This is a genomic window from Acidovorax sp. CF316, from assembly GCF_000276605.1.
In the GTDB taxonomy this organism is placed as follows: Bacteria; Pseudomonadota; Gammaproteobacteria; order Burkholderiales; family Burkholderiaceae_C; genus Acidovorax.
Window position 1 is genome coordinate 1 of the sequence record NZ_AKJX01000005.1, and the last position, 20236, is coordinate 20236.

Here is a 20236-nt window from a genome sequence, read left to right on the forward strand (position 1 = left end):
GGGGGGGGGGGGAGCCACTGCGACAGGGGCTCGGTGAGCGCCAGGTGCAGGGCGGCGAGCAGTACCCCCGTGGCAGCATCGAACCACACCACGGCACGCAGGAACGAGGGAGAGGACAGATAGGACATGATGGACTCCTTGGGTTGTGTTGAAGTGCAAGAGCCTCCATGGTTGCCGCGACCGCTCACGGCGTCGATGACCTGCGAGGTAATGGCCCGCGTGCGATATGCCTCTAGGATGCAGGGCATGACCAGCCCACACCACGCCCCACGCCCCTCCCTGCCCCACCGGCCTGCGGCCGCCGGCCACCGCGGCAGCACGCCGGGCCCCGCTTCGTTCGGGGACCACCTGCGCACCTGGCGTCAGCAGCGCCACCTGAGCCAGCTGGAGCTGGCCGACGAGGCGGACATCTCCACCCGCCATGTGAGCTTCATGGAGACGGGACGCACCAACCCCAGCCGCGAGATGGTGCTGCGCCTGTGCGAGCGCCTGGCGATCCCGCTGCGCGAGCGCAATGCGCTGCTGGTGGCGGCCGGCTATGCGCCCATGTACCGCGAGCGCGCGCTGGACGACCCGGCCCTGGCCTCCGCACGCCAGGCTGTGGAGCTGGTTCTCAAGGGGCACGAGCCCTGCCCGGCGCTGGCGCTGGACCGCTGCTGGAACGTGGTGGCCACCAACCGTGCCGCCCAGGCGCTGCTGGCCAACCATGTGAGCCCCGAACTGCTGGAAGGGCCGGTGAACGTGTTCCGCCTGAGCCTGCACCCCAAGGGCCTGGCCCCGCACATCGCCAATCTTGCGCAGTGGCGGGCCCATCTGTTCGAGCGCCTGCGCCAGCAGATACAGGCCACGGCCGACCCGGTGCTGATCGCCCTGCAGGCCGAACTGCTCGAATACCCGGCGCCCGATGAATCGAGTTCCCTGGTGCTCGACGGTGAAATGCTGGGTGTGGTAATGCCCTTCTGCTTTCAAAGTGCGCGGGGAACGCTTTCGTTTATCAGCACCACCACCATATTTGGAACGCCGGTGGACGTGACCTTGCAGGAGCTGGCGGTGGAGTCATTCTTTCCCGCCGATGAATTCACGGCCCAGGTATTGCGCGAAATAGCCGCGGCTCCCCAGTGAGCAGTGCTGCCGCTGCGGCCGTCGCAGCAGCATCCGACCCGCACCCACAGGGTGCACGCCATGCAAAAAGCCCGCGACTGCGGGCTCTTTATTTATGCGGCCCGGCAAAGGGCCGTCCCGCAATCGATGATTCAACCCATCAAATGGCGAATTTCTCGCGGTTTTCGTTTTGAATCCACTTCGGTGCCTTGCCACGGCCTGTCCAGGTCTGGCCCGTGGCTGGGTCACGGTACTTGGGCGCTACCTTGGTACCCGCACTGGCACTGCGTGCCCGGCCGCTGGGAAACACGTCCTGCGCGGTCAGGCCAAACTCCGCCACCAGAGCACGCACCTGCGACACGGCATCGGACAGCTCGCGCTTGCGCGCTTCACCGATTTGCTGTTCCAGGGCATCGCGTTGCTTGAGGAGTTCTTTGTAGCTGGTTGTCATGGTATGTTGGGTTGCTGGGTGGACAAAGGAGGCCCCATTATAGGAATAATGGGCAAATTTTGCCGGGTTGGCCAAAAAAATCGCGACAAGCCGTTGAAACAACCGGACGGGCGAAAATATATCCAGTTGTCCAGGTAATCACCCGGATGGGTCAGGCTGTTCCATTTGTGCCAATACCCTGTCGATTCTCTTGCCTTCCAGGCCAAGCACCTCGAATATCCACCCGGCACAGGCAATGCGCTCGGCCACGGCAGGCAAATGGCCTGATTCGGCCATGAGCAATCCCGCCAGTGTGTTGTAACGGCCCCGCTCCTCGCCGGGTAACTCGCGAATATCCAGGCGCGCCTTGAGTTCGCTGACCGGCATCAGGCCATCGAGCAGCCAGGCGCCGTCCTCGCGCTGCGTGGCCCAGGCGTCGGTGGCGGCGCCCGGCTGAAGCTCCCCGGTGATCGCCTCCAGCAGATCGCGCGGCGTCATGATGCCCTGCACCACGCCATATTCGTCCACCACGAAGACCATGCGGCCGGAGCGCGCGCGGAACTGTTCGAGCAGTTCCATGCCGCTCAGGGTTTCGGGCAGGAAGGCTGCCGGCAGCGCGTACCGCTCGATGGAGCCTGGGGCCTGCACGCCCAGTTCCAGCAGGCGCGCCACGCTGATCAGGCCCACCACCTCGTCGAGCGAGCCCCGGCTCACCGGATACCAGGAGTGGGCGCCATGGCCGCCGCCGGTGCCCGCCATCTGCAGGGCTTCGGCCACGCTCAGCCGTGCTTCCAGCCACTGCACATCGGTGCGGGGCACCATCAGCGAGGTCAGCGGCCGGTCATCGAGGCGGAACACGTTGCGCACCATCTGGTGCTCGTGGTGCTCGATCACCCCGGCATCGCGGCCCTCCTCCAGGCTGGCCACGATCTCCTCTTCCGTCACGGCGCGGCCGGCATTGTTGTCGATGCGCAGCAGGCTCAGCACACCCTGGGTGGACAGCGACAGCAGGCGCACGAAGGGCTTGGCCACCGTCGCCACGCCGGCCATGGGCCGCGCGACGAAGCGGGCCACGGTCTCGGGGTAGAGCTGGCCGATGCGCTTGGGCACCAGTTCACCGAAGACGATGGTGATGAAGGTGATGACCGTGACCACCAGCGCAGTCGCGGCGATGCCGGCGGCACGCTCGGGCGCACCGAGCGCCTGCAGCCAGCGCGCCAGGTCATCGCTGAACGCGGCCTCGCCGATGATGCCGTTGAGCATGCCGATGGAGGTGATGCCCACCTGCACCGAGGACAGGAACCGGGTCGGGTTGTCCAGCAGTTCGAGCGCGGCCTGCGCGCCCTTGTCCCCCTCGGCCGCCAGGGCCGCCAGGCGCGACTTGCGGCTCGACGCCAGTGCCAGCTCGGACATGGCAAAGACGCCATTGAGCAGCGTGAGCAGCGCAATCAGCAGAAAATCCATGGTTCTACAAATGGGAACACGATGGCACTTTACTGCATAGGCGATATCCAGGGTTGCGACAGCGCGCTCGGACGCCTGTTGGACGAGATCGGTTTTTCCGCCAGCCGCGACACGGTCTACCTGCTGGGCGACCTGGTGAACCGGGGGCCCGAATCAGCGGCGGCCCTGCGCCGCTGCATGCGGCACGGCGATGCGCTGCGCCCGCTGCTGGGCAACCACGACCTGCACCTGCTGGCGACGGCGCATGGGGCACGCAAGCCCTCGCGCAAGGACACTCTGGGCCAGGTGCTCGAGGCGCAGGACCGCCATGCCATGCTCGGCTGGCTGCGCCAGCAGCCCCTGATGCGCACCCACGTCCACGCGGGAGAGCGCCTGGCCATGGTGCATGCCGGCCTGCTGCCCGCATGGACGGTGGACGAGGCCCTGGCGCTGGCGGGCGAAGTGCAGGACGTGCTGCGCGGCCCGGGGCTGCCGGACTTCCTGCACCAGATGTACGGCAACGGCCCGGACCGCTGGGACCCGGCGCTCACCGGCATGGACCGGCTGCGCACCATCGTGAATGCGATGACACGGCTGCGCTTTTGCTCGGCGGGCGGGGTGATGGACTTCGAGAGCACCGAAAGCGCGGACACGCCCCCCGAGGGCCTGATGCCCTGGTTCGACGTGCCGGGCCGGCGGGCGGCAGGCAGCCTGGTGGCCTTCGGCCACTGGTCCACGCTGGGATTGCTGGACCGCAGCGACACCCTGGCGCTGGACACGGGCTGCGTCTGGGGCGGCTGCCTGAGCGCCATGCGCTTTGGCACCACCTTGGCCGACCGCGAGCTGCTGCAGGTGCACTGCGAGCAGTCGCAGGCACCGGGCTGAGCCGCGGCCGTCGACGGCCCTGCAGCGCTGCGGGAGCGCCAAGGGAGCGCCAGACGTGGCAAGGGCTGCCGCAGCAGCCCTTGGAGCCTCGCCCACCGACGCGTGCGTCAGTCCGTGGTGGCGACGACGGCGGTTGCGGCCTTGAACAGCGCCGCGACCTTGCGCTTGGGCTTGATGTTGGCGGACACGCTGCTGCGCGGGGCCGATCGGGCCGATTCCCAGGCGGGGGCTGCGTCGGCAGCCGCGCTGGATTCGTAGGGCTTTTCGAAGAACGGGTCGCGCGATGCCACTGCAGGGCGGAAGCCCCGGTGCTGCTCGCGCGGTTCGCGGGTTTCACGGCCAGGGCGGTGCTCGCGTTCGCGCTCGCGGCGCGGGCCGGAGGCAATGGCGTCACGGCCATCGCCGGTTTCGCCCGCTTCGCGCCAGGCACGGCGGCCATCGTTGATGCGGCCACGCGGCTGGTCTTCGTCGTACTCGATGGCTTCGAGCTCGATCTTCTTCTTGATGAGCTTCTCGATGTCGGCCACCAGGCGGGCATCGCTGCCCGACACCAGCGTGACCGCCAGGCCCGAGGCGCCGGCACGGCCGGTACGGCCAATGCGGTGCACGTAGTCTTCGGCGTTGAACGGCACGTCGAAGTTGAACACCGCGGGCACGTCCTTGATGTCGAGTCCACGCGCGGCCACGTCGGTGCACACCAGCAGGTCGACTTCACCCTTCTTGAAGGCTTCCAGGGCCTTCAGGCGCTCGTCCTGGCTCTTGTCACCGTGCAGGGCCGCCGTCTTGAGGCCTTCGCGCTCCAGGCTGCGCGCCAGGCGGGCGCAACCGAGCTTGCTGTTCACGAAGATGAAGGCCTGCTTGAGCCCCCGGGTCTTGAGCACCTGGTGGATGGCACGGCGCTTGTCGTCGTCGTTGGCACTGTAGAAGCGCTGTTCCACCGTGGAGGCCGTCTCGTTCGGGCGAGCCACCTCGATGGTGATGGGGTTCTGCAGGTAGCTGCCGGCCAGGCGCTTGATCTCGGGCGAGAACGTGGCCGAGAACAGCAGCGTGGTGCGCTGCTTGGGCAGGTAGGACAGGATGCGCTGCAGGTCGGGCAGAAAGCCGATGTCCAGCATGCGGTCGGCCTCGTCGAGCACCACGTACTCGACCTGGTTGAGCACCGCGTTCTTGGCCTCGATGTGGTCCAGCAGGCGGCCCGGCGTGGCCACCAGCACCTCGACGCCCTTCTTGAGCTCGATGGTCTGGGGCTTCATGTCCATGCCGCCGAAGACCACGGTGCTGCGCAGCTTGGTGTACTTGGCGTACAGCGCGATCTGCTGGGCCACCTGGTCGGCCAGTTCGCGCGTGGGCAGCAGCACCAGCGCACGCACGGGGTGGCGGGCGGGCGATGTGGAACTGCTCTCGTGCTTGAGCAGGCGCTGCAGCAGCGGCAGCGAGAACGCCGCCGTCTTGCCGGTGCCGGTCTGGGCGGCACCCATCACATCCTGGCCGGTGAGCACCACCGGAATGGCCTGGGCCTGGATGGGCGTCATGGACTCGTAGCCCATTTCGGCCACGGCACGCGCCAGCGGCTCGGCCAGCGAAAGATTGGAAAAAGAACTTGTCATTTAGCCTTCTATTGTCGCACCGGTGGCCCAAACACACCATGGGGGTGGTAAGCAAGGGTGAATTCACCGAGGCATGCCGCCACAAGACTGGGTTTGGTGCTTTTATTTCGATAGCACCAAACCAATAACCATCAAGTCACAGATGGTAATTTCCGGGGGCCGAGGCCTGTCGGCAGGCCCTACTCCAGCACCGCGCGCAGCTGGCGCGTGGTGACCGCGAGGCGGCGCGCACCGATCTGGGCAATGTTGTTCATCACGGTCAGCGCGGCTTCGGGGTAGCGGTGCGCCCAGGCATCGAAGTGCGCCCGCGACAACCGCACCAGTTGCGCGGGGCCGAGTTCCGCCCCGGCGCTGGCGGTGCGGGCCGCGCCATTGAGGAAGGCCATCTCCCCGAACGCCATGCCCGGCCCCACGGTGGCCAGGCGCAGGCCCCGCTCGGGCGGCCACTGGGTCACCAGCGTGATGTGGCCCGACTGCACGACCAGCAGGTCGCGGTCGGTATCGCCGGCGTTGAACACCACACCATGGGCCGCCATGGGCAGCGCTTCCAGCAGGGCCTCCAGCGCCAGCCGGGCCTCCGTGGCGATGCCTTCGCCAATTTCGCCGAGCCTGTCCTGCTCGGGATAGACAGGCCGTTCATGCTCGGGCCGTTCGGCAAGGATCGCAGCCTCGGCCCATTCCAGGGCCCGGTCGCCATCGGCGAAGCTGCGCACGCCGGAGCCCACCTGCTCGGCCGCCACCCGGTCGAGCGCGGCCACGGCGCAGGCCACGCCCTGCAGGCCCAGGTCGCGCACCAGGGCCCGCAGCTGCGCCAGGGCGGTGCTGTCCCAGGCCGGCACGCGGCTGGCGTCCAGCACCACCCAGCGGTGGCGGGGCTGCAGCATCAGCCGCACCTGCTCGGCCAGGTGCGCGGCCACGCCAAAGGACATCACGCCCTGCAGCTCGAACACCGCGACCTGGTTCATGCGCGGCGCCAGCCAGGTGTCGGAGCCCGCACGGCGCAGGCGGCGCGACCGCATCTGCCCGTCCAGCCGCACATGGCGCAACACCTTGGAGGCCGAATCGCGCAGCAGCACGAAGGTGGCCACCACCAGCCCGGCCACCAGCGCCCCCACGCCGCCCATGACGGCGAACACCAGCGCCACCAGCCAGCTTTGCGCCCAGGTCACGCTGGAGCGGCGCGCATACCCTGGCGACCACAACAGGCCGGGCACCTGCATCAACCCTGCCAGCACCAGCCCGCCGGCCAGGCAGGCCATGGGCACCCAGTGCAGCCACCAGGCGCCCGTGAGCGCCACTGCCAGCATGATGCCAGCATGCCAGCGCGGTGCGCTGGCCGAGGCACCGGCCTGCGCGAGCACGATGCGCGAACGCGAGGCGCTGGTGGACGCCGGGATCATGCCCGCCAGGCCGCAGAGCACGCCCAGCACGCTCTCGCGCCGCAGGGCCAGGTTGGGGTTGCCACGCAGGCCATGGTCGAGCTCCAGCTCCTGGTTGAAGACCAGGATCTCCAGGCTGTTGACCAGCGCCATCAGCAGGGCCAGCACCACCAGCGCCGAGCCGTGCCGGTGCGCCAGCTCCAGCCAGGGAATGCCCGTCCAGTCGGGCCACAGCGGCCCGGCGAAGGCGCTTGGCGTGACGGCCGGTGCGAACACGGCGCCCATGCCCACACCCCACAGGCCGGCCACGGCCACCGCCAGCGCCACCAGCACCACGGCCGTGAGCAGGCCCGGCATGCGGGGCCAGCGCCGGCGCAGCAGCACCGCCAGGCCCACCACCGCCAGGGCCGCCGCAGCATGCCATGCCGTGCGCAGGTCCCAGCCCCAGCCGGTGCCGGCGCCCAGGCCATTGCGCAGCTGGCCCACGACCATGGACAGGCCCACGCCCGCAGCAAAGCCATGGGTCACCGAAATCGGCAGAAAACGCGCCACCGAGGCCAGCCGCAGCACCCCCAGCAGCCACTGGAAGCCGAAAGCCAGCGCCACGGTGGCACCGCTCACGGCCAGCACCTGGCGCGCCGTGAGGCCCAGGGTGCCCGCCGCGCCGTGGGCCGTGGCCACCACGGCGGCGAACAGCAGGGCTACCACGGTGGTCGGCGCGTAGACGACACCCGGGCGCGGCGCCAGCACGGTCAGCAGCAGGCCGGGCAAGGCGGCCGACCACAGGGCCAGGGCCGCCAGCGAATAACCGCCGGCCAGCGGCGCGAAGGCCAGCAGCCCCAGGCCCACGGCATGCGGGACCGTGACCGCAGCGGCCGACCAGGCCGCCGCCGCGCCAGAGGGCGGCGACACGGCGGGCCCGGCGCCGGCCGTCCCCTCGCGAACCGCAGCGGAGGACGGCTCAGGGCCCATCACAGGTTGCGCGCGGAAAAGGTGTCACAGCCCTTGACGCTGCCGTTCTGCAGGCCGTTGTTGAACCAGCGCTGGCGCTGGGCGCTGCTGCCATGGGTGAAGCTCTCGGGCACCACCCGGCCGCCACCGGCCCGCTGCAGGGCGTCGTCGCCGATCTTGGCAGCGGCATTCATGGCCTCCTCCACATCGCCCTGCTCCAGGATCTTGCGGGCGGCCTGCGCATGGTGCGCCCACACGCCGGCAAAGCAGTCGGCCTGCAGCTCCAGGCGCACGGACAGGGCGTTGTACTCGGTCTTGCTCACGCGGCCGCGCATCTGGTCCATCTTGCCGCTGATGCCCAGCAGGTTCTGCACGTGGTGCCCCACCTCGTGCGCGATCACGTAGGCCTGGGCGAAGTCGCCCGGCGCGCCCAAGCGGTTCTTGAGGGTTTCGTAGAAGCCCAGGTCGATGTAGACCTTCTGGTCGGCCGGGCAGTAGAACGGGCCCATGGCCGCCTGGCCGGCACCGCAGGCCGTGGGGGTGGAGCCGCGGAACAACACCAGCCGCGGCTCCTGGTAGGTGCCGCCGCCCTGGCGGAACACGCCCTGCCACACGTCCTCGGTATCGGCCAGCACGGTGGACACGAAGCGCGCCATGGTGTCGTCGGCCGGCGGGCGGTGTGCCGGCCCCTGCGGTTGCTGCTGTACCTGCGCGGGCGGCCCGCCGCCGCTGAGCAGGCCCAGGATGGTCAGCGGGTTGATGCCCAGCACCCAGCCGCCCACCAGGGCGATCACGATGGTACCGATGCCGATGCTGCGGCCGCCGAAGATGGGCGAGCCGCCGCCGCCACCACCGCCCTCGTCCCGGCGGTCCTCCACGTTGTCGGATTCCCGATTGCCTTCCCATTTCATCTTCGATTCTCCAGCGCCCCCACCGGATGGGGGCATGGACCGCATGTTACGCGCGGCGCGCCCTCGCGAACACCGGATGCAGGTAGGAAACCAGCGCGCTACCATGCAGGCTGTCGCCGCCCAACCACCCGCCCTGCCCATGCTGCCCCATCCCCACCACCTGCCCTCGGACGCCAGCAACCCCGTCATCCTGCTCACGGGCTTCGACCCGTTCGGCGGCGATGCCGTGAACCCGAGCTGGCTGCTGGCCCAGGCGCTGCAGGGCCAGTGCATCGGTGGGCATACGGTGGTTTCGGCGCAACTGCCCACCGTGTTCGGCCAGGCCCTGGAGCGCCTGGCTGCCCTGCACCGGCAGCTGCGCCCTGCCCTTTCGGTGTGCCTGGGGCAGGCCGGTGGCCGGGCGGCCCTGTCGATCGAGCGCATCGGCATCAATGTGGACGACGCCCGCATTCCCGACAACCGGGGCGCCCAGCCCATCGACGGCGCCATCGTACCGGGCGGCCCGGCGGCCTACTTTGCCAGCCTGCCCATCAAGGCCATGCTGCGCGCCGTGCAGCGCACCGGTGTGCCCTGCGAGGTGTCGCAGACCGCCGGCACCTTCGTCTGCAACCACGTGCTCTACGGCCTCCTGCACCTGCTGGCCACCGAGGGAGCGGCAGGCATGCGCGGCGGCTTCGTGCACGTGCCCTGGCTGCCCGGCCAGGGCACGCCCCACATGGCGCTGCGCGACATGGTGCGCGGCCTGCATGCCGCGCTGTGGGCGGCTGTGCTGGCGCAGCAGGACATCGCGCTCGGGGCTGGCGCCACCCACTGAACCGGGGGCCGTCCCGTGCCGACACGCGCCCGGGCTGTGTACAGTCTGCCGATGCATTCCGTACCGCCTTCATCCCCCGCCCCCATGCTCGGCCCCGAGGCCACGGCCGGCCTGCTGCCCTGGGCCGCGCTGGCCGACGAGATCGCAGCCCTGCTGCAGGACGAGGGCATCGCCGTGCCGCCGCGCAGCGTGCTGCCGCTCGCGGGCGGCAGCACGCTGTTCGTGATGCCGGCCAGCGACCGCACGGTGGCCATGGCCAAGCTGATCACCCTGACCCCGGGCAATGCGGCGCGCGGCCAGCCCACCATCCAGGGCGACGTGGTGGTGTTCGACGTGGCCAGCGGCGAGCGCCGCGTGGTGCTGGACGGCCCCACCGTCACGGCCCGGCGCACGGCAGCCGTCTCGCTGCTGGCAGCGCAGCGCCTGGCGCCGGTGCCGCAGGGCCCGTTGCTCGTCGTGGGTGCCGGCGTGCAGGGCCTGGCCCATGTGCAGGCCTTCGTGGAGGTGCTCGGCGTGCGCGAGGTCTGGGTCGCATCGCGCAGCGCGGCCAGTGCCGAAGCCCTGGCACAGGCGGCCCGCGCCCTGGGCGCAAAGGCCCGGGTCGTGCAGGACGCCGACGCGGCCCTGGCCCACTGCCCCCTGGTGGCGGCATGCACCCCGGGCACGGCGGTGGTGCTGGGCGCCCGGCCCCGGCACGATGCCTTCGTGGCGGCGGTCGGTGCCTACACCCCCACCATGGCCGAACTCTCGCCCGGGCTGTGCCAGTGGATGGCACAGCAGGGCACGGTGGTGGTGGACACGGCCGATGCCGGGCACGAGGCCGGCGACCTGCTGCAGGCCGGGCTCGATGTCGCGCGCCTGCCCACGCTGCGGGACGTGGTGCGGCAGGCAGGTGCTGCGCGGTCCCGCACCGGGCCCGTGCTGTTCAAGAGCTGCGGCTGGGCCGGCTGGGACCTGGCGGCTGCCCGCCTGGTGCTGCGCTCCGCCAACACCGCGACCCCGGGGCATTGACGGGAACATGGGAGCGGGCGCACATTCCCCGCCAGGGACCACCCCACTACCATGACCCATCCCACCCGGTTTCACGGCCAGAGCCTGCGCACGCAGATTTCGCTGGTGTTCGCGGTGCTCGTTGTCGGGCTGGCCGTGCTGCTGTCCCTGGGTTTTGGCGAATTGCTCCAGCTGCGCATTCAGCGCGACGCCAGCCGGGCGCTGCACACCGTGGCCGACAACGCCAGCCGGCAGCTCGCCCAGGGCCTGTACGAACGCAGCCGTGTGGTGCAGGTGCTGGCCGATGCTCCAGGCATCTGGGAGCACGGCCTGGGCTCGGTCGAGGTGCGCCAGTTGCTGGCACGCAGCCAGGCCATCGATCCGCACAGCCTGTGGATCGGCGTGGCCGATGTCCAGGGGGTGGTGCGGGCCGCGACCAAGGGGCTGCTGGAGGGTGAAAGCGTGCGCGAGCGGCCCTGGTTCATCGCCGGGCTTGCGCAACTGCATGTGGGCGACGTGCACCCGGCCAAGCTGCTGGAGACCCTGCTGCCACCCAACACCTCGGGGGAACCCCACCGCTTCGTGGACTTTGCCGCCCCCATCCGCACAGGGCAGACGACAGTGGGCGTGCTGGGCATGCACGGCAGCTGGGAGTGGACGCGCGAGGTGCTGCAAAGCCTGGCCCCCGTTGGCATCCAGGGCGCCTCGGTGGACCTGTTCGTGTTCGACCGCACGGGCAAACTCATTTTCGCCCCCCCGGAGCACCGCAGCCCGCTCGAAGCCGGCGGCCAGCGCCTGCCCGTGCCACTGACCGTGGCCACCCGGGAGTCGGGCACCCGGCCCGCCAGCGTGGTGCCCTGGGCCGACGGCAAGAACTACCTGACCTCCAGCGTGCGCATGGAAGCCCGCAACGCCCCCAGCGACCTGGGCTGGCACATCGTGGCGCGGGAGCCGGTGGAGGTCGCGTTCGCGGAAGCCAACCGTGCCGTGCACATGGCCGTGGTGATCGGCCTGCTGGCTGCCGTGCTGGCCTCCGGCCTGGCCTGGATCGCAGTCCGCCGCCTGAGCGAAGACCTCTATGTCCTGGCCGATGCGGCCAGCCTCGTGGAGTCGGGGAAGCCGGGGGCCACGATTCCGCTGGTCACCCACAACCGCGAGGTGCACCAGCTGTCATCGGCACTGAGCGGCATGACGCAGCGCCTCATGGCGGCCCATGAAGCCATGGAAGACAAGGTGCGGGTGCGCACCCTGGAGCTGGAGGCCGCCAACCGCGCGCTGGACCTGCAGGCCCGCACCGATGCCCTGACCGGCCTGCTCAACCGCCGGGGGTTCGACAGCAGAATGGAGTTTGCGCTGGCCCTGGCGCGCCGCAGCGGCCGGCCCCTGAGCCTGGTTTCGGTGGACGTGGACCATTTCAAGCGCGTGAACGACAGCTTCGGGCATGAGGCGGGCGACGAGGTGCTCCGCCGACTGGCGCTGACGCTGCAGCAGCGCCTGCGAGCGTCGGACGTGATCGCGCGGCTCGGCGGCGAGGAGTTTGCCGTGGTGCTGCCCGACACCGACCTCGATGGCGCCCGCGCGATCGCCCAGTCCATCGTGGACGGCATGGCGGCGCAGGACGATCCTCTGGTGGGGCGGATCACGGTGAGCGCGGGCATTGCCAGCCTGCGCCCGGGGCAGGACAGCGCCCACGAGATGATGCGCCGCAGCGATGCCGCGCTCTACGAGGCCAAGGGCCAGGGGCGCAACAGGGTGTGCGTGGAGCCCGAAGCCGGACCGGTGCTGAAATAGTCTCCCAGACGGGCGGCGAGCCCGTCCAGTTCGCTGTCACGGTGCTGGCGTGCTATCGCCAGCTGTTCCTGCGCATACGGCGGGTGGCCGAGCATCATGGCCGTGTTCACACAGTGGCCACGCTTGGCCATCTGCAGGATGAAGGCATCGAGCACTTCGCACGGCCAGTAATGGATCTCGGCCTCGCCATGCTGGTCATGGCGGGCGGCGCTGGGGCCAGCCAGGTGGGGCAGGTCGGCACCCGCCATCGTGCGGGGTGCGGACGGGTCAACAAAGTCGATCATGTTGGACTCCTTCACACGGACCCTGCGAACATCCGCAGGCATGCATCCATGCTAGGAAACTTACCAACACTTGCACTTCAGCCGAAGTGCCCTGGCCCTGTAGGACAGGACCGCCGGCGGCGCGCATGCGCCCTGGGCGGTCAGGCCTTGGGCAGGGTCACGCCGACCTGGCCCTGGTATTTGCCGCCACGGTCCTTGTACGAGACTTCGCAGACGTCGTCGGGATCGCTCTCGAAGAACAGCACCTGCGCGCAGCCCTCGCCCGCGTAGATGCGCGCCGGCAGCGGCGTGGTGTTGGAAAATTCCAGCGTCACATAGCCTTCCCATTCAGGTTCGAAGGGTGTGACGTTGACGATGATGCCGCAGCGCGCATAGGTGCTCTTGCCCAGGCAGATGGTGAGCACGTTGCGCGGAATGCGGAAATACTCGACCGTGCGTGCCAGCGCAAAGCTGTTGGGCGGGATGATGCAGCTGTCGCCATGGAAGTCCACGAAACTCTTTTCGTCGAAGTTCTTCGGGTCCACCACCGTGCTGTGGATGTTGGTGAAGACCTTGAATTCCGGCGCACAGCGGATGTCGTAGCCATAGCTGCTGGTGCCGTAGCTGATGATCTTGCGGCCCTCGGCCTCGCGCACCTGGCCGGGCTCGAAGGGTTCGATCATGCCGTGGTCGGCCGCCATGCGGCGGATCCATTTGTCGCTTTTGATGCTCATTGGTTAACTCCTGCGCCGTATTCTAGGCAGGACGCTGCCACCGGCCCTGCGCAGCAGCCCTCGGAGCCGGGCTTTTTCATGCGCGCCGCCTGCCAGCCCACCAGAGCGGCGCAAGTGTCACCTCAGCTTTTTCTCGCGGATGTGGCGCGCCAGGCCGCAGTAGCCTTCCTTGAACAGGATGTCGCGCTCCTGCTGGGCGGGCAGCAGCTTCTCCTTGAGGTCCGCGGCCGCCTGGTTGCCCTGCGAGCGGCGAATGAAACCGATGGCCTCCTCGAACTTCGAGACCTCGGAACGGCAGGCTTCCTGCACCCGCTGCGCGGCGGTGCTGTCGCTCGCCAATTGGGCCCGGACGGGCTCGCCTGCCAGCAGGCCCGCCGCGAGGGCCAGCCAGGGAGCGGCGCAGGACACGGTACGCAGCATGGTCCCGGATGCCAGGCCGCCGGTCAGGTGCCTGCAGCCTGCAAATCCAGGACTGACTGGCTGATCACCGTGCGCTCGACCAGGCGGTCGTCGCCCAGCACGATCATCGCGAACAGCAGTTCGTCCAGGTTGCCGGCCTGGGCCGTCTTGCGCGCCAGCAGCGGGGTGGCGGCGGGGTTGATCACGACGAAGTCGCCCTCGCAGCCGGGCTGCAGGTTGCCGACCACGCCGCCCAGGCCCAGGGCCTTGGCGGCGCCTGCCGTGTGCTGCCACCACAGCTGCTGGGGCGAGAGGCTCAGGCCCTGCTTGGTCTGCCCTTCGCGCCCCACGTAGTAGGCGGCCAGCATGGTGCGAAACGGGCTGAAGCTGGTGCCACCCCCCACGTCGCTGGCCAGGCCATAGCCAAAGCCCACGCGGTCGGCGCCCGCATAGTCGAAGAAGCCGCTGCCCAAGAACAGGTTGCTGGTGGGGCTGACGGCGGCCACGGTGCCGGTGTCGCGCATCAGCGCGCGGTCGTCGTCGTCGAAATGGATGCAGTGGGCGTACACCGCGCGCTCGCGCATCAGGCCGTAGTCGCCATACACGCCCAGGTAGCTGCGCGAGGCCGGGAACAGCTTGCGCGCCCAGCGCACTTCGTCGAGGTTCTCGGCCACGTGCGACTGGATCCACACGTCGGGGTGGCGCGCGGCCAGTTCGCCTGCGCCCTGCAATTGCTCGTGCGTGCTGGTGGGCGCGAAGCGCGGCGTGATGGCGTAACCCAGGCGGTCCACGCCGTGCCAGCGCCGGATCAGCGCCTCGGTGTCGATGAGGCTTTGCTCGGTGAGGTCGCGCACGCCGTCGGGCGAATGGCGGTCCTGAAGCACCTTGCCGGTGATCAGGCGCAGTTGGCGGTTCTGCGCTTCGGTGAACAGTGCGTCCACACTCGCAGGGTGCGAGGTGGCAAATGTCAGGGCCGTGGTCACGCCGTTGCGCAGCAACTCGTCCACAAAAAAGCCGGCCACCTGGGCGCCGTAGGCCGGGTCGACGAAGCGCGACTCGTGCGGGAAGGTGTAGTTCTCCAGCCAGGGCAGCAGGCCCGCGGCCGGCGCGCCGATCACATCCGTCTGGGGGAAGTGGATGTGCATGTCGACGAAGCCCGGCGCGATGAGGCGGCCGGGCAGGTGCTCGACCGCGCCCTGCCCGTAGGTGGGCGCCAGGGTACTCCACGCGCCCGCGGCCACCACGCGCTGGCGGCCCGCGCCATCGGGGGCGATGGCCAGCAGGCCATCCTCGTCGTACAGGGCCGAGCCATCGTCGGCGAAACGCAAAAGGGCAGAACGGTAGACACGCATGGGGACTAGCTTAGCGGCACAGGCGTGCCGCTGCATATGCAGCCGCCCATAATGGGTATGCGAGGTTCAGTGGCTGAGCTTGCCCTGCACGCCTTCGGCGAGCCAGTTCATCTTGAGGATCTGCTCGTCGCTGAGCACCTGCCCTGCGGCGATGACCTCGCGGCCTTCGTTATCGCGCACGGCGGCCTTGCCTGCGCGGAAGGGGTGCAGCGTGCCTGCGCCCACGGCCTTTTGCGCGGCCAGCACTTCCTGCTGCACGGCCTGCGGCACCTTGGGGCCGAAGTCGCCCACGCGGATCAGGCCCTCGCGCACGCCGCCCCAGACGGTGGCGCTCTTCCAGGTGCCGGCCTGCACGGCGCGCACGCGCTCGGTGTAGTAGCGGCCCCACTGGTGGGTGACGGCGACGATCTGCGCATCGGGCCCCGTGCCGCGCATGTCGGAGTGGTAGGCCACGGCCATCTTGCCGCGCTCCTGGGCGGCGGCCATCACGGCGGTGGAGCCGGTGTGGAAGGCGATCACGTCCACGTCCTGGTTGAACAGCACCATGGCGGCATCGCGCTCCCTGGGCGGATCGAACCAGGCGTTGAGCCAGACCACCTTGACGGTGGCCTTGGGGTTGACCGAGCGCATGCCCAGGGTGAAGGCGTTGATGCCCTGCAGCACCTCGGGAATGGGAAAGCCCGCCACATAGCCGGCCACGCTGGTCTTGCTCATGCGGCCGGCGGCGATGCCGGCCAGGTAGCGGCCCTCGTAATAGCGCGCGTTGGCGGCGGCCACGTTGGCGGCCGTCTTGTAGCCGGTGATGGACTCGAACTTCACGTTCGGGTAGTCCTGCGCGACCTTGAGCGTGGGCTCCATGTAGCCGAAGCTCGGTGTGAAGATGATCTGGTGGCCGGTGGCGGCCAGGTCGCGGATCACGCGCTCGGCGTCGGCCCCCTCGGCCACGTCCGCGACGAAGGTGGTCTTGACGTCCTTGCCCAGCGCCGCTTCCACGGCCTTGCGGCCCTCGTCGTGCTGCCTGGTCCAGCCGGCCTCGGTGATGGGCGAGACATAGACGAAGCCGGCCTTGACGGGCGCTGCAGGCGCGGTCTTGCTGGACTGGGAAAAGGCGGGGGAGACGGAAACGGCGCCGAACAGCGCACTCACACAGACCGCACGCAGTGCGGTGGCGAGGTTTTTATACATGGTAGTCCTCTACATGGTCCCGATGGCAGAAAAAGCAAAAGGCTGCCGGGACAGCAGCCTTTGCGGGTGGGTATTGTAACCAGTTGCGCGCTTTTGGCGCTCAATGCAGGCGCAATGCGCCCGAGGGTGTGCCCAGCCGGAAGGCGCCGACCACGTCCGACAGGCGCGCGGCCTGGTCCTTGAGGCTCTCGGCCGCAGCCGTGGATTCCTCCACCAGCGCAGCGTTCTGCTGCGTCATCTGGTCGAGCTGGCTGACGGCCACGTTCACCTGGCTGATGCCCTGGCTCTGCTCCGATGCCGCGGCGCTGATCTCGCCGATGATGTCGGTCACGCGGCGCACGGACCCCACGATCTCGTCCATGGTGCTGCCGGCGTTCTGCACCAGCGCAGCGCCCGATTCCACCTTCTCGACCGACTGGCCGATCAGGGTCTTGATCTCCTTGGCGGCCTCGGCGCTGCGCTGCGCCAGGCTGCGCACTTCGCTGGCCACCACGGCAAAGCCCCGGCCCTGCTCGCCGGCACGCGCCGCCTCCACGGCGGCGTTGAGCGCCAGGATGTTGGTCTGAAAGGCGATGCCGTCGATGGTGCCAATGATGTCGCTGATCTTCTTGCTGCTGGCGTTGATCGCGTCCATGGTGCTCACCACCTGGGCCACGACCTCGCCGCCGCGCTGCGCCACCTGGGCGGCCGACGCGGCCATCTGGTTGGCCTGCACGGCCGAGTCGGCGCTCTGGCGCACGGTGCTGGTGAGCTCTTCCATGGAGCTTGCCGTCTCTTCCAGGTTGGCGGCTGTCTGTTCGGTGCGCGCGCTCAGGTCCTGGTTGCCGATGGCGATCTGCGCGCTGGCGGTGGAGATGCTGTCCACCACGCCGCGCACCTGCTGCAGCGAGCCGTGCAGCGCGCTGCGCATGACATCGAGCGAGCGCAGCAGGTGGCCGGTCTCGTCATTGGCGTAGCTGGCCTGGGGGGCACCGGTCAGGTCCATGTTGGCGATGGACTCGGCGATCGCTTCCGCCTTGCGCAGCGGGCGCGTGATGCTGGTGGCCAGCAGCCAGGCCAGCAGGGCCCCGAGCACCAGGGAGATGGCCGTGCACACGTACAGCAGCACGGTGGTCTGGGAACGCAGTTCCTCGGCGCGCTTGCCGGCGGCATCCAGATCGGAGCGCTGGGCACTGACCAGTTGCTGCACCCCGGCCAGGTAGTCACGCGAGGTGGGCTCGAAGCGCTCGCTGAACACCTTGCTGGCGTTCTCGGCATCGCCGGCCTGCTTGAACTTGCTCACCTCTTCGCGGGCGGCCAAGTAGGCCTTGCGCAGTTCACCGACCTTGGTGAACAGTTCCTTTTCAGCGGACGTGTCCATCTTCGATTCAATGAACTTCTGCAGTTCGTTGGTTTCGCTGATGGAGGTGGCCGTGGCGGGCGCGAAGTAGGGGATCAGCGAGGCGTCGCTGCTCTTGGCGATGGCGGCGGCCCGCTGCACACCCGAAGTGGTGTGGCGCAGCCAGTCGGCTCCGGCACGCTCGACCTTGATGTTGTCGTTGACCATGGTGTCGATCTCGGTACCGAGCTGGCCCAGGCGGACCACGGCCACGATGGAACTGAGCAGGAACAGGGCAAGGATCACACCGAGCACCAGGGTCAGGCGCTTGCCGATGGACAGCTGATTGAGAAACATGGGGAAGGCTCCGGCCAGGAAGGGGCGTGGGTTGCGCAAAAAAATGCGGCCCCCAGGGGCCGCATTCAGCAGTGCCAGCACCTCATGGGAGCCAACAAATGCTTACAGAAAATTGAATTATAGGGTTTACCCTGAATTTTTGCACTCCTCTGGTGCGAGCGCCCCGGATCAGTAGTCGTGCTCCATGAAGCGCTCGAAGCGCTCCTTGAGCTTGTGCTCCCACACCCGCTTGTCGGCATTGCCCGCAAAGCTGGCTTCGAAGCTGTTGAACGCCAGCTGGTAGGCATGGCGCACCGTCATGCCCGTGGCGGCGAACACCTCGGTGAAGTTGTCGTTGATGTAGCCGCCGAAGTAGGCCGGGTCGTCCGAGTTGACGGTCGCGGCCAGGCCCGCGTCGAGCAGTTTCGCCAGGTTGTGGTCGGCCAGGTTGGGGAACACGCACAGCTTCTGGTTGGACAGCGGGCACACGGTGAGCGCAATGCGGTCCTGCGCCAGGCGCTGCATCAGCGCGGCGTCGTGCACGGCCTGCACGCCATGGTCGATGCGCTCGACCTTGAGCACGTCGAGCGCGCTCCAGATATAGGCCGGCGGCCCCTCCTCGCCCGCGTGGGCCACGAGATGCAGGCCCAGCTCGCGGCAGCGCGCGAACACGCGCGCGAACTTCTCGGGCGGGTTGCCGACCTCGCTGCTGTCGAGACCCACGCCGACGATCTTGTCGAGAAACGGCTGGGCCTGTTCCAGCGTCTCGAAAGCCGACTCCTCGCTCAGGTGGCGCAGGAAGCACAGGATCAGCGTGGCGCTGATACCCAGGTCGGCCTTCGCGTCCACGCAGGCGCGGTGCAGGCCGTTGACCACCGTTTCCATCGCCACGCCGCGCTCGGTGTGGGTCTGGGGGTCGAAGAACAGCTCGGCGTGCAGCACGTTGTCGGCCGCGGCGCGCACCAGGTAGGCGCGCGCCATGTCGTAGAAATCCTGCTCGTGCAGCAGCACGCTGGCGCCCGCGTAGTAGATGTCGAGGAAGCTCTGCAGGTTGGTGAAGGCGTAGGCGCTGCGCAGCGCCTCCACATCGGCATAGGGCAGCGACAGGCCGTTGCGCTGCGCCAGCGCGAAGATCAGCTCGGGCTCCAGCGATCCCTCGATGTGGATGTGCAGCTCGGCTTTGGGCATGGCGCGCAGCAGCTCGGGGATGCGCGCGGCGGGGATGGGGGGGACTTTGAACATCAGCAAACTCCAAAGGTGATGCCGCTGGCGCGCAGGTAGCGGCGGTAGGCGGATGATGCCTTGTCGGCGGCGGTATGCAACTCTGCGCGCAGGTCCAGCGGCAGGCGTTGCGGTGTCTGGGACTCCAGCACGGGCTGGTCCTGGGTGAAGATGGTGTGCTGGAAGGCCTGCAGCCTCTCGTCGGGCGATTCGAAGTCGGCCACGGCCAGGCGGAACCACACGCGGCTGGTCTCCGGCGTGAGCGGGCACACGAACAGCGCGATGGACTCGCGCCAGCCGGCCACGGCCGTGGTGCCGGCCTCGGGCACCTTGGTCAGCACCGCCGTGTAGGGGCCGGTCACCTCGTAGGTGTACTCGACCTGGGCCGGCAGCGTCGAGTGCAGGTTGGACTGCGGCTGCCAGGCCTTGCAGCCCGTGGCACGCAGGCCCGTGGGCGTGGGCTCGACACGGTAGTCGTCGATGGCCGTGGCCTCGCGCGTGCCGAGCCAGCCGTCGTGCACGAAACCGAAGTGCGCCATGTCCAGGAAGTTCTCGACGATGCGCGGGGCGCTGGTCGCCACGTCGTAGGGGCCGCAATCGAGCTTGCGCAGGCGCTCGTCGCCCTCGGCCTCGAAGGCGGGCAGCGCGGCATCGCCCGCAACTATGCGCACCCAGATGAGGCCGTAGGCCTCCACCACGCCATGGCGCAGAGCGCAGTGCGTGGCGGGCGGCGTGAACTGCGGCAGCGCCGGGACATGCTCACACTGCCCGCTGGCTGCAAACTGCCAGCCATGGTAGGGGCACTCGATGCGGCCGCCGTGCACCCGGCCCAGGGACAGGCGCGCCCCCCGGTGCGGGCAGCGGTCCGTGAAGGCCTGCACCTGGCCGGCACCATCACGCCAGAGCACGAGGGCGTGCTGCAGCAGTTGCACGGCCAGGGGCGCCTGCTGTACCGCGTGCGCCAGGGCCACCGGGTGCCAGAGGGTGGTTTCGATCATGGGAATGGTTCTTGTTGTTCGGGGCCCGGCGCGCAGCCCTGTGGACATTCTGTACGGCCCCAACGAAAAAGGGAACGTGCTGCGCACGTTCCCTTTCGTGGACCGGGCCGTTGTGGCCCGATCAATGG

18 protein-coding genes are annotated in these 20236 nt (G+C 69.0%); 5 read left to right on the forward strand and 13 right to left on the reverse strand.

Going from position 1 to position 20236, the window contains the following annotated elements:
• Nucleotides 1-246 precede the first annotated feature (246 nt).
• Complete coding sequence (locus PMI14_RS00390; protein WP_007847841.1) at nt 247-1122, forward strand: helix-turn-helix domain-containing protein; 876 nt, start codon at nt 247-249, stop codon at nt 1120-1122.
• A gap of 139 nt (nt 1123-1261) precedes the next feature.
• Here the strand turns inward: PMI14_RS00390 and PMI14_RS00395 are convergent, their stop codons facing one another.
• Both PMI14_RS00395 and PMI14_RS00400 read right to left on the reverse strand, forming a co-directional pair.
• The gene (locus PMI14_RS00395; protein WP_007847842.1) at nt 1262-1552 is read right to left on the reverse strand and encodes an H-NS family nucleoid-associated regulatory protein; all 291 of its coding nucleotides are present in this window, start codon (nt 1550-1552) and stop codon (nt 1262-1264) included.
• Nucleotides 1553-1690: 138 nt separating this feature from the next.
• Entirely contained in the window at nt 1691-2995 is a 1305-nt protein-coding gene (locus tag PMI14_RS00400) for a hemolysin family protein (protein WP_007847843.1), read from the reverse strand.
• 21 nt (nt 2996-3016) lie between these two features.
• Here PMI14_RS00400 and PMI14_RS00405 point away from each other — a divergent pair, with 21 nt between their 5' ends.
• Nucleotides 3017-3859: a symmetrical bis(5'-nucleosyl)-tetraphosphatase gene (locus tag PMI14_RS00405; RefSeq protein WP_007847844.1), complete on the forward strand. Its 843-nt coding sequence runs from the start codon at nt 3017-3019 to the stop codon at nt 3857-3859.
• A gap of 107 nt (nt 3860-3966) precedes the next feature.
• On the opposite strand, the gene PMI14_RS00410 is transcribed toward PMI14_RS00405, so the two are convergent.
• From PMI14_RS00410 to PMI14_RS00420, 3 genes are all read right to left on the reverse strand, one after another.
• Nucleotides 3967-5466 carry a DEAD/DEAH box helicase gene (locus PMI14_RS00410; RefSeq protein WP_007847845.1) on the reverse strand — a complete coding sequence of 500 codons (1500 nt, stop codon included), beginning with the start codon at nt 5464-5466 and terminating at the stop codon, nt 3967-3969.
• Between the two features lie 179 nt (nt 5467-5645).
• The gene (locus PMI14_RS00415; RefSeq protein ID WP_238541780.1) at nt 5646-7757 is read right to left on the reverse strand and encodes a SulP family inorganic anion transporter; all 2112 of its coding nucleotides are present in this window, start codon (nt 7755-7757) and stop codon (nt 5646-5648) included.
• Between the two features lie 59 nt (nt 7758-7816).
• Entirely contained in the window at nt 7817-8707 is an 891-nt protein-coding gene (locus PMI14_RS00420) for a neutral zinc metallopeptidase (protein ID WP_007847847.1), read from the reverse strand.
• Nucleotides 8708-8846: 139 nt separating this feature from the next.
• Between PMI14_RS00420 and pcp the strand changes: the two genes are divergently transcribed.
• The 3 genes from pcp to PMI14_RS00435 all read left to right on the forward strand — a co-directional run bounded on the left by pcp (nt 8847) and on the right by PMI14_RS00435 (nt 12302).
• Nucleotides 8847-9521: a pyroglutamyl-peptidase I gene (pcp, locus tag PMI14_RS00425; protein ID WP_052024295.1), complete on the forward strand. Its 675-nt coding sequence runs from the start codon at nt 8847-8849 to the stop codon at nt 9519-9521.
• Nucleotides 9522-9605: 84 nt separating this feature from the next.
• Nucleotides 9606-10532, forward strand: coding sequence for a delta(1)-pyrroline-2-carboxylate reductase family protein (locus tag PMI14_RS00430; RefSeq protein ID WP_007847849.1), 927 nt, complete (start codon nt 9606-9608; stop codon nt 10530-10532).
• Nucleotides 10533-10583: 51 nt separating this feature from the next.
• Complete coding sequence (locus tag PMI14_RS00435) at nt 10584-12302, forward strand: sensor domain-containing diguanylate cyclase (RefSeq protein WP_007847850.1); 1719 nt, start codon at nt 10584-10586, stop codon at nt 12300-12302.
• On the opposite strand, the gene PMI14_RS00440 is transcribed toward PMI14_RS00435, so the two are convergent.
• From PMI14_RS00440 to PMI14_RS00475, 8 genes are all read right to left on the reverse strand, one after another.
• A complete protein-coding gene (locus PMI14_RS00440; protein ID WP_007847853.1) occupies nt 12233-12586 on the reverse strand; it encodes a hypothetical protein in 354 nt (117 codons plus the stop codon). The two genes, PMI14_RS00435 and PMI14_RS00440, sit on opposite strands and share 70 nt — an antisense overlap.
• 140 nt (nt 12587-12726) lie before the next feature.
• Nucleotides 12727-13299, reverse strand: coding sequence for a dCTP deaminase (gene dcd / locus PMI14_RS00445; protein ID WP_007847855.1), 573 nt, complete (start codon nt 13297-13299; stop codon nt 12727-12729).
• Nucleotides 13300-13416: 117 nt separating this feature from the next.
• Nucleotides 13417-13719 (reverse strand): hypothetical protein, encoded by a 303-nt coding sequence (locus tag PMI14_RS00450; RefSeq protein ID WP_007847857.1) that lies wholly within the window; start codon nt 13717-13719, stop codon nt 13417-13419.
• Nucleotides 13720-13742: 23 nt separating this feature from the next.
• Nucleotides 13743-15050 (reverse strand): guanine deaminase, encoded by a 1308-nt coding sequence (gene guaD / locus PMI14_RS00455; RefSeq protein WP_007847859.1) that lies wholly within the window; start codon nt 15048-15050, stop codon nt 13743-13745.
• A gap of 66 nt (nt 15051-15116) precedes the next feature.
• Nucleotides 15117-16235 (reverse strand): BMP family ABC transporter substrate-binding protein, encoded by a 1119-nt coding sequence (locus PMI14_RS00460; protein WP_007847861.1) that lies wholly within the window; start codon nt 16233-16235, stop codon nt 15117-15119.
• 100 nt (nt 16236-16335) lie between these two features.
• Nucleotides 16336-17910, reverse strand: coding sequence for a methyl-accepting chemotaxis protein (locus PMI14_RS00465; RefSeq protein ID WP_007847863.1), 1575 nt, complete (start codon nt 17908-17910; stop codon nt 16336-16338).
• A gap of 168 nt (nt 17911-18078) precedes the next feature.
• Nucleotides 18079-19131 carry an adenosine deaminase gene (locus tag PMI14_RS00470; RefSeq protein ID WP_007847865.1) on the reverse strand — a complete coding sequence of 351 codons (1053 nt, stop codon included), beginning with the start codon at nt 19129-19131 and terminating at the stop codon, nt 18079-18081.
• Entirely contained in the window at nt 19131-20108 is a 978-nt protein-coding gene (locus PMI14_RS00475; protein WP_007847867.1) for an aromatic ring-hydroxylating dioxygenase subunit alpha, read from the reverse strand. The genes PMI14_RS00470 and PMI14_RS00475 overlap by 1 nt, the downstream gene beginning before the upstream one ends.
• Nucleotides 20109-20236 lie beyond the last annotated feature (128 nt).

What these genes read in the sequence shown, in the direction of transcription:
- PMI14_RS00405 (WP_007847844.1), top strand. Translation starts at nt 3,017, where the DNA reads ATGGCACTTTACTGCATAGGCGATATCCAGGGTTGCGACAGCGCGCTC.
- PMI14_RS00465 (WP_007847863.1), bottom strand. Translation starts at nt 17,910, where the DNA reads ATGTTTCTCAATCAGCTGTCCATCGGCAAGCGCCTGACCCTGGTGCTC.
- pcp (WP_052024295.1), top strand. Translation starts at nt 8,847, where the DNA reads ATGCTGCCCCATCCCCACCACCTGCCCTCGGACGCCAGCAACCCCGTC.
- PMI14_RS00400 (WP_007847843.1), bottom strand. Translation starts at nt 2,995, where the DNA reads ATGGATTTTCTGCTGATTGCGCTGCTCACGCTGCTCAATGGCGTCTTT.
- guaD (WP_007847859.1), bottom strand. Translation starts at nt 15,050, where the DNA reads ATGCGTGTCTACCGTTCTGCCCTTTTGCGTTTCGCCGACGATGGCTCG.
- PMI14_RS00475 (WP_007847867.1), bottom strand. Translation starts at nt 20,108, where the DNA reads ATGATCGAAACCACCCTCTGGCACCCGGTGGCCCTGGCGCACGCGGTA.
- PMI14_RS00460 (WP_007847861.1), bottom strand. Translation starts at nt 16,235, where the DNA reads ATGTATAAAAACCTCGCCACCGCACTGCGTGCGGTCTGTGTGAGTGCG.
- PMI14_RS00410 (WP_007847845.1), bottom strand. Translation starts at nt 5,466, where the DNA reads ATGACAAGTTCTTTTTCCAATCTTTCGCTGGCCGAGCCGCTGGCGCGT.
- PMI14_RS00390 (WP_007847841.1), top strand. Translation starts at nt 247, where the DNA reads ATGACCAGCCCACACCACGCCCCACGCCCCTCCCTGCCCCACCGGCCT.
- PMI14_RS00395 (WP_007847842.1), bottom strand. Translation starts at nt 1,552, where the DNA reads ATGACAACCAGCTACAAAGAACTCCTCAAGCAACGCGATGCCCTGGAA.
- PMI14_RS00440 (WP_007847853.1), bottom strand. Translation starts at nt 12,586, where the DNA reads ATGATCGACTTTGTTGACCCGTCCGCACCCCGCACGATGGCGGGTGCC.
- PMI14_RS00430 (WP_007847849.1), top strand. Translation starts at nt 9,606, where the DNA reads ATGCTCGGCCCCGAGGCCACGGCCGGCCTGCTGCCCTGGGCCGCGCTG.
- PMI14_RS00450 (WP_007847857.1), bottom strand. Translation starts at nt 13,719, where the DNA reads ATGCTGCGTACCGTGTCCTGCGCCGCTCCCTGGCTGGCCCTCGCGGCG.
- dcd (WP_007847855.1), bottom strand. Translation starts at nt 13,299, where the DNA reads ATGAGCATCAAAAGCGACAAATGGATCCGCCGCATGGCGGCCGACCAC.
- PMI14_RS00420 (WP_007847847.1), bottom strand. Translation starts at nt 8,707, where the DNA reads ATGAAATGGGAAGGCAATCGGGAATCCGACAACGTGGAGGACCGCCGG.
- PMI14_RS00470 (WP_007847865.1), bottom strand. Translation starts at nt 19,131, where the DNA reads ATGTTCAAAGTCCCCCCCATCCCCGCCGCGCGCATCCCCGAGCTGCTG.
- PMI14_RS00435 (WP_007847850.1), top strand. Translation starts at nt 10,584, where the DNA reads ATGACCCATCCCACCCGGTTTCACGGCCAGAGCCTGCGCACGCAGATT.